Annotated in this window: 5 protein-coding genes; 1 reads left to right on the forward strand and 4 read right to left on the reverse strand. The window is 61.8% G+C overall.

Going from position 1 to position 6,516, the window contains the following annotated elements; translation table 11 throughout:
- Window positions 1-78: 78 nt before the first annotated feature.
- A complete protein-coding gene (locus FHT73_RS16390) occupies window positions 79-753 on the reverse strand; it encodes a L,D-transpeptidase (protein WP_112414816.1) in 675 nt (224 codons plus the stop codon).
- Between the two features lie 181 nt (window positions 754-934).
- Here FHT73_RS16390 and FHT73_RS16395 point away from each other — a divergent pair, with 181 nt between their 5' ends.
- Window positions 935-1,522: an MmcB family DNA repair protein gene (locus FHT73_RS16395; RefSeq protein ID WP_246712131.1), complete on the forward strand. Its 588-nt coding sequence runs from the start codon at window positions 935-937 to the stop codon at window positions 1,520-1,522.
- A 60-nt stretch (window positions 1,523-1,582) separates the two neighbouring features.
- Here FHT73_RS16395 and FHT73_RS16400 read toward each other — a convergent pair whose 3' ends face one another.
- The 3 genes from FHT73_RS16400 to hrpB all read right to left on the reverse strand — a co-directional run bounded on the left by FHT73_RS16400 (window position 1,583) and on the right by hrpB (window position 6,051).
- On the reverse strand, window positions 1,583-2,170 hold the full coding sequence (locus FHT73_RS16400) for an ActR/PrrA/RegA family redox response regulator transcription factor (protein ID WP_183712997.1): 588 nt from the start codon (window positions 2,168-2,170) through the stop codon (window positions 1,583-1,585).
- A gap of 75 nt (window positions 2,171-2,245) precedes the next feature.
- On the reverse strand, window positions 2,246-3,538 hold the full coding sequence (locus FHT73_RS16405) for an ActS/PrrB/RegB family redox-sensitive histidine kinase (protein WP_183713041.1): 1,293 nt from the start codon (window positions 3,536-3,538) through the stop codon (window positions 2,246-2,248).
- A gap of 47 nt (window positions 3,539-3,585) precedes the next feature.
- Window positions 3,586-6,051, reverse strand: a complete 2,466-nt coding sequence (gene hrpB / locus FHT73_RS16410; protein WP_183713044.1) for an ATP-dependent helicase HrpB — start codon at window positions 6,049-6,051, stop codon at window positions 3,586-3,588.
- Between the last annotated feature and the right edge of the window lie 465 nt (window positions 6,052-6,516).

Below are 6,516 nucleotides of genomic sequence, written 5' to 3' on the forward strand. Positions count from 1 at the left end.
CGGAGGGCAGCTGAAAAACGCAAACAAAAAAGCCGCCGGACGATATCCGGCGGCTTTTTCAATCCGAATTCCCAGTGATTACTGGACCACGACAACCTTGGTGCTGCGGCCCGGAAGAACGCGGCTGTAGAGATCGATCACGTCCTGATTAATCAGGCGGATGCAGCCGGAGGAGGCGGCGGTGCCGATCGAAGCCCATTCCGGCGTGCCGTGCAGGCGGAACAGCGTGTCCTGGCCCTTTTCATTGTAGAGATACATGGCGCGCGCGCCGAGCGGGTTCGACAGGCCCGGGTTCATGCCGCCATCGACGTACTTGGCGATTTCCGGACGGCGAACAGCCATTTCCTTCGGCGGATGCCAATTCGGCCATTCCTGCTTCCAGGCAACATAGGCGGTGCCGGACCAGGAGAAGCCCTGCTTGCCGACGCCGATGCCGTAGCGCATCGCTTCGCCATTGCCGAGGATGTAATAGAGGTGACGCTCGCGCGTGTTGACGATGATCGTGCCTTCGGCCTCATCCGTCTTGTATTCGACGATCTGACGGCGGAACTGCGGCTTCACCTTCTGGATCGGGATCGCCGGCAGCTGAAAGCCATTGTCGGTCGTCACACCATAATCGCCATCGAACGTCTTGATGGTCTCGGTAGCCGAATTTGCGGTAGCGGCCGGCGCTGCTGCGGCGGTGGTGGCATAGCCAGCCGATGCGAGCATTGCGACAAGGCCGAGTGCGGTCATAGCATTACGGATACGCATGGAAGTCTCTTGAATTTTCGTGGCGGGAAACGGATGGCTATCAACCATCTTTGTCTAAAGTTTATTTTCCATTAAACTTAGCTTTGCAAGCTGCTCTGGCCCTACAAAAATAGCGCCGGCGCGCAAATTAGAAGGACATGGTTTTTTTGCAACAACGCCAGGCCTGTCCCCGAGACAATTCATGACGATTTTGAACGTTTACAATAACAATCCGTTAATAGATGGCCGGCAGTCGGAACGGGCCATGCTTGTACGCAAGGGCGTGCAACTATTACTGCACGACATGCGTCACGCCGTGCTACCCGAGCTGCCGCTCGCCAGCGGTCGCCGCGCCGATCTCATCAGCCTTTCGGAAAAGGGCGAGATCTGGATCATCGAGATCAAGACCTCGATCGAGGATTTCCGCGTCGACCGCAAATGGCCCGAATACCGGCAGCATTGCGACCGGATGTTCTTCGCGACGCACAAGGACGTGCCCCTGGATATCTTCCCGGAAGATTGCGGGCTGTTTCTGTCAGATGGTTATGGCGCCCATATGATCCGCGAGGCGCCGGAGCATCGCCTGCCGCCGGCGACGCGCAAGTCGGTAACGCTCAACTTCTCCCGCGCTGCCGCCCAGCGCCTAATGCTGGCCGAGTGGGCAACGGGTAAAGATTTTGCCTTCTCCCCACGGGGGTCCGAAGGACGGGTCGAGACCGATGGCTCGACCCTGGTTAGTGCCCGCCCTTCGGTAGCTCAGGACGCCGATGAGGGGGGCGAGGAGCTTTAGCTTCGAGCGTTTTTTAGCAACTCGCGCTTACAGCGTCCTTCTCCCGACGCAACGTATGCTCTATTTCGGCGCCCGCTTGGCAAGGATGCGCTGCAAAGTGCGGCGATGCATGTTGAGGCGCCGGGCCGTCTCCGAAACATTGCGCTCGCACATTTCATAAACGCGCTGGATATGCTCCCAGCGCACGCGGTCCGCCGACATCGGGTTTTCAGGCACTTCAGCCTTTTCACCGGGGCGCTGCGTCAGCGCGGCATAGACGTCGTCTGCATCGGCCGGCTTGGCGAGATAATCGAGCGCGCCGAGCTTGACGGCGGTCACTGCCGTCGCGATGTTGCCATAGCCCGTCAGCACCACAATATGGGTGTCGTCACGCCGCTGGCGGATGGCTTCGATCACGTCGAGCCCGTTGCCGTCGCCGAGGCGAAGGTCGACCACGGCATATTTCGGCGGGGTCGCCTTGGATTTGGCAACGCCTTCCGCCACGGATTCCGCCGTCTCGACTGCAAAGCCGCGTGTCTCCATTGCCCGCGCCAGCCGGCGCAGAAAGGGACCGTCGTCATCGACAATCAGCAATGTAGCATCCGGGCCGATATAGGTCTCGGCATCCCCGGCCCCTGCTTGCGGGGCCACGCTTTCCTTATCCGTCATTTTATCTTCTATCCCGGCGACCATCCGCCTGCATATTCAACCAATTTTGACGATGGCAGTTTTAGGCCGCGAAAATCATTTTGTCGAATTACTGTCGATTAACACGCGCGGCCATTCGACGCGGACGCGCGCTCCCGGCGTCTCCGCATCGCGATTGCTAAAGGAAAGTGTAGCGCCAGAGCGTTCCAGCAAGGTCTTGGCGATGAAGAGCCCGAGCCCGAGCCCGCCTGCCGTGTCGTCGCGCTGGCGGGAGGTGACATAGGGTTCGCCGATCCGCGCCAGAATTTCCGGCGAGTACCCGCCGCCATCGTCCTCGATGATAATAGTCAGAGTTTCCGCGGTGTATTCCACCGTAACGATCACAGTCTTGCGGGCATAGTCGACCGCATTTTCGATGAGGTTGCCGAGGCCGTACATGATGCCGGCATTGCGTGACAGAACAGGCTCGCCCGCTCGCGGGCTCTTCTCGATGAATTCCAGGTTGATTCCGAATTCGCGGTGCGGCGCGATCACCTCTTCCATCATCGAGGAGAGCGTCAGCCGCCGCATATGCGCCTCGTCCTCGGAGGAGAGTGTCGTCAGCCGCCGCAAGATGTCGCGGCAGCGTTCGCTCTGGCTGCGTAGCAGAGCCACGTCCTCACGGAACCGGTCGTCTTCGCTGAGCTCCCGTTCCATCTCCTTGGCGACGACGCTGATCGTCGCAAGCGGCGTGCCGAGTTCGTGTGCGGCCGCTGCCGCTAGCCCGTCGAGCTGCGACAGATGCTTTTCCCGCTGCAGCACCAGCTCCGTCGCAGAAAGTGCATCCGCGAGCTGCGATGCCTCCATGGAGACGCGATAGGCATAGAAGGCGGCAAAGGCCATGGTGGAGGCGATGGAACACCAGACGCCGAGCTGCATCACGCTGTGCACGTTAACGGCAACACCCTCGTACCAGGGGAGCGGGAAGGGCGAGAAGGCGAGGCCGCTAATGCAGATCATCGCAAGTCCGATCAACGGCATGCTGTAGCGGATCGGCTGCGAGGCGAAGGAGATGATGACAGGCACGCAGACCAGCACCGAGAAAGGGTTGGCAAGCCCACCGGTGATCAGCACCAGCCCGCAGAGCTGCAGAAGATCGAGACTGAGCAGCGCGAAAGCCGCCGGCGGTTCCAGCCGGTGCGTCGGCGGATAGCGCAGCGTCAGGAAGAAGTTGATCCAGGCAAGGCAGGCGATCAGCACGCAGGACGGCAGGAGCGGCATCGGAAATTTCAGCCAGAAGGCAACGATCATCACCGTCACCGTCTGGCCGCCGACTGCCAGCCAGCGCAGGCGCACTAGTGTCTGCAGCCTTAGCCGCCGGCTGGTATGGTGGCCCTCCTGTGCCTTCATTTCGGCTTCGGAGAGTTTTTCCAGTCCCCAGAAGAAGCGTGCCATCGTCAGGTCCCCCTCGGCTTGGCGCGTGTCGTCGGCAAGGCCTCGGCCGGATCTTCCGGCCATGGATGCCTGGGATAGCGGCCGCGCATGTCGGCGCGGACATCCTTCCAGGATCCGGCCCAGAAGCCCGGCAGGTCGCGCGTCGTCTGGATCGGGCGATGTGCCGGCGATGTCAATTCCAGCACCAGCGGCAATCTACCGCCGCCGATGGCCGGATGCTGCTTCAGCCCGAACAGCTCCTGCACGCGGATGGTCAGCTGCGGCTCCTCGCCGTCATATTGTATGGGATGGCGCTGACCGGTGGGCGCCTCGAAATGCGTCGGCGCCATCCGGGCGAGATCGCGCTGCAGCTCGTGCGGCACCAGCGACATCAGTCCATTGGAGAGTCCGCCGGCCGAGATATCGGAGAGGCCGCGCACATCGCTTTGAAACGGCGTGAACCATTCGTCGAGTCGGGCAAGCAGTGCTTCATCGCTCATGTCGGGCCAGGGCTCGCCGATCGTCCTGTATAAGAAGCCGATCCTGTCCCGCAGCTGCATCGCTTCCTTGGAAAAAGGAAGGACGTCAATGCCGAGTTCGCGAATACCTTCGGCCAGCGCTTTCGCCGCCTGTTCACCGAAGGGGCGGGGCAGGGGCGTTTCCTCGAAGATGATGGCGCCGAGCCTTGTCGCCCGCCGCGCCCGCACCTGTCGGCTCGCTTTATCGAAAAAGCTTTGATCTTCGGTGCGGATCTCGCCCGGCAAATGCTCTTCGACATCGGCGCGGGAAATCTCCGCCGCCGCCAGAATGCGCGCCTGCGCCGCACGTCCGGTCAAGTCGGCAATGACAAGCATCTGCGATCCTGCCAGCCGCTCGGTCTCCGGCAGCTCCGCGCCGCGCCCATTGGCCATGACGAATCGCCCCCGCCCCCCGCGCTGCAGCGCGATGCGATCGGGAAAGGCATGCAGCAGCAGCGAACCCGCAAGGGAAGGGGCCGTGGATACAGCAACGCCCCTGCCGCCGGCTGCGGACGCAAACCGCCCCGCCAGCCGGCGTGCGGCTTCGGCCCGTTCACCCTTTTCCGTCTTGAAGCGACGCAGCCTTTCCTCAAGATCGATGCTCTGGCCGCCAAGCCCTTGTTCCGTCAGCAGCACAGCAAGCAGCGCCGCCTCCCGCGCCTGGCCGAATTCGCCAGCGGAAATCACCATGGCCGCCAGTCGCGGAGGTAGGGCGAGCTCGCGCATCAGCCGGCCGCGCGCCGTCAGCCCGTTTTCCGCATCAAGCGCTCCCAGCTGCCGCAGCAGGGTCCGCGCCTCGGCGAGCGTCGTTGCCGGCGGTTGGTCGACGAAGGCAAGCGTTGCCGGATCCTGCACGCCCCAATGGGCGAGATCGAGCGCCAGGCCTGAAAGGTCGCTGGAAAGGATTTGCGGCGGCGTAAAGGCCGGAAGCGCCGCGGTCTGCCCCGGATGCCAGAGCCGGATGGCAATGCCGGGCTTGGTTCGCCCGGCACGGCCGGCGCGCTGATCGGCCGAAGCACGCGACACGCGCACCGTTTCCAGCCGCGTGATGCCGGTCGAAGCCTCAAAGACGGGCAGCCGCTGCAATCCGCTGTCGATGACGATGCGCACACCGTCGATAGTGATCGATGTCTCGGCGATCGAGGTTGCCAGCACGATCTTGCGTGTGCCCTGCGCGGCTGGCCTTATCGCCGCATCCTGTTCCTTCTGGCTGAGGTTGCCATAGAGCGGCGCGATCATCGTCTCCGACCCGAAGCGGCCTTCAAGCCGCTCCACTGTGCGGGTGATTTCCGCCTGACCGGGCAGGAAGGCGAGGATGGAACCCTGTTCGCTCGCATGCGCGTTAAGGATCGCCCGCATCACCGTATCCTCGATCCGCTCTCCCGCTGGCCGATCCTGATGGCGGATATCGATCGGAAAGCTGCGGCCCATGCTTTCAATCACAGGCGGATGGTCGAGGAGTGCTGCGACGCGCTCCACATCGAGCGTTGCAGACATAACAAGGATGCGCAGATCGTCGCGCAATGCCGATTGCACGTCGAGCGCCAGCGCCAGGCCGAAATCCGCATCCAGCGAGCGCTCGTGGAATTCGTCGAAGATGACGGTGGAGATGCCTGACAGTTCGGGATCGTCGAGGATCATCCGCGCGAAGACACCCTCCGTCACCACCTCAATACGGGTCTTGGAAGAAATGCGGTTGTCGAGGCGCATGCGATAGCCGACTGTATCGCCGACCTGTTCGCCAAGTAGCGAGGCCATGCGGGCAGCAGCGGCCCTTGCCGCCAGCCGCCGTGGTTCCAGAAGAATGATCCTGCCATCGCCGCGCCAGGCCTGCCCTAAGAGATAAAGCGGCACCAGCGTCGTCTTGCCGGCGCCGGGCGGCGCGGAGAGTACCGCGCGCCGCTCTCTACTGAGCGCGGCGCCAATATCGGCAAGCACATGCGAGACCGGCAGCTCCGGCAATAAAGGCACTCTATATGTCACGCCGGCTGGCTCCACATATGTTTATGGGCGAAAGCGGGAGTTTGCGGGTTCGACGCGGCGCGCGCCGCCTTTTATCGAGAGGCACCATATCTGCTCCCTTCAATCTCTCGATGTCTATTAGGTCCTGGGTGTTCGGCTGGCAATGAGAGCGGATCCATTGCTTGCAACAGGGCGCAAGCAGCCCTTTGGGAGTGGCTATCTGGACGATTCCGGCAGGCGACGTAAAATGAATCCTGAAATCGCCGCCAATCGCGAAAAAATCTCCAGGATTTCAACGACACTTACAAATCCACGTTTAAAATCAAGCTCTTACAAAAATGTCAGAATTTTTACAGTCTGAGTGTTGACTTGGTTCGGAGGTAGGGTCTATAAGCCCGATCACTGACGAGGGCGGCGGCGCTGCTGGCGACGAAGACCTTCGCTCTAGTGTTTCCTGGATTGGCTGCGATGCTG

This window comes from Rhizobium sp. BK098 (assembly GCF_014193155.1).
GTDB lineage: Bacteria > Pseudomonadota > Alphaproteobacteria > Rhizobiales > Rhizobiaceae > Rhizobium.

Coding starts and splice junctions, on each gene's coding strand:
- FHT73_RS16390 (WP_112414816.1), bottom strand. CDS start 753: ATGCGTATCCGTAATGCTATGACCGCACTCGGCCTTGTCGCAATGCTC.
- FHT73_RS16395 (WP_246712131.1), top strand. CDS start 935: ATGACGATTTTGAACGTTTACAATAACAATCCGTTAATAGATGGCCGG.
- FHT73_RS16400 (WP_183712997.1), bottom strand. CDS start 2,170: ATGACGGATAAGGAAAGCGTGGCCCCGCAAGCAGGGGCCGGGGATGCC.
- FHT73_RS16405 (WP_183713041.1), bottom strand. CDS start 3,538: ATGAAGGCACAGGAGGGCCACCATACCAGCCGGCGGCTAAGGCTGCAG.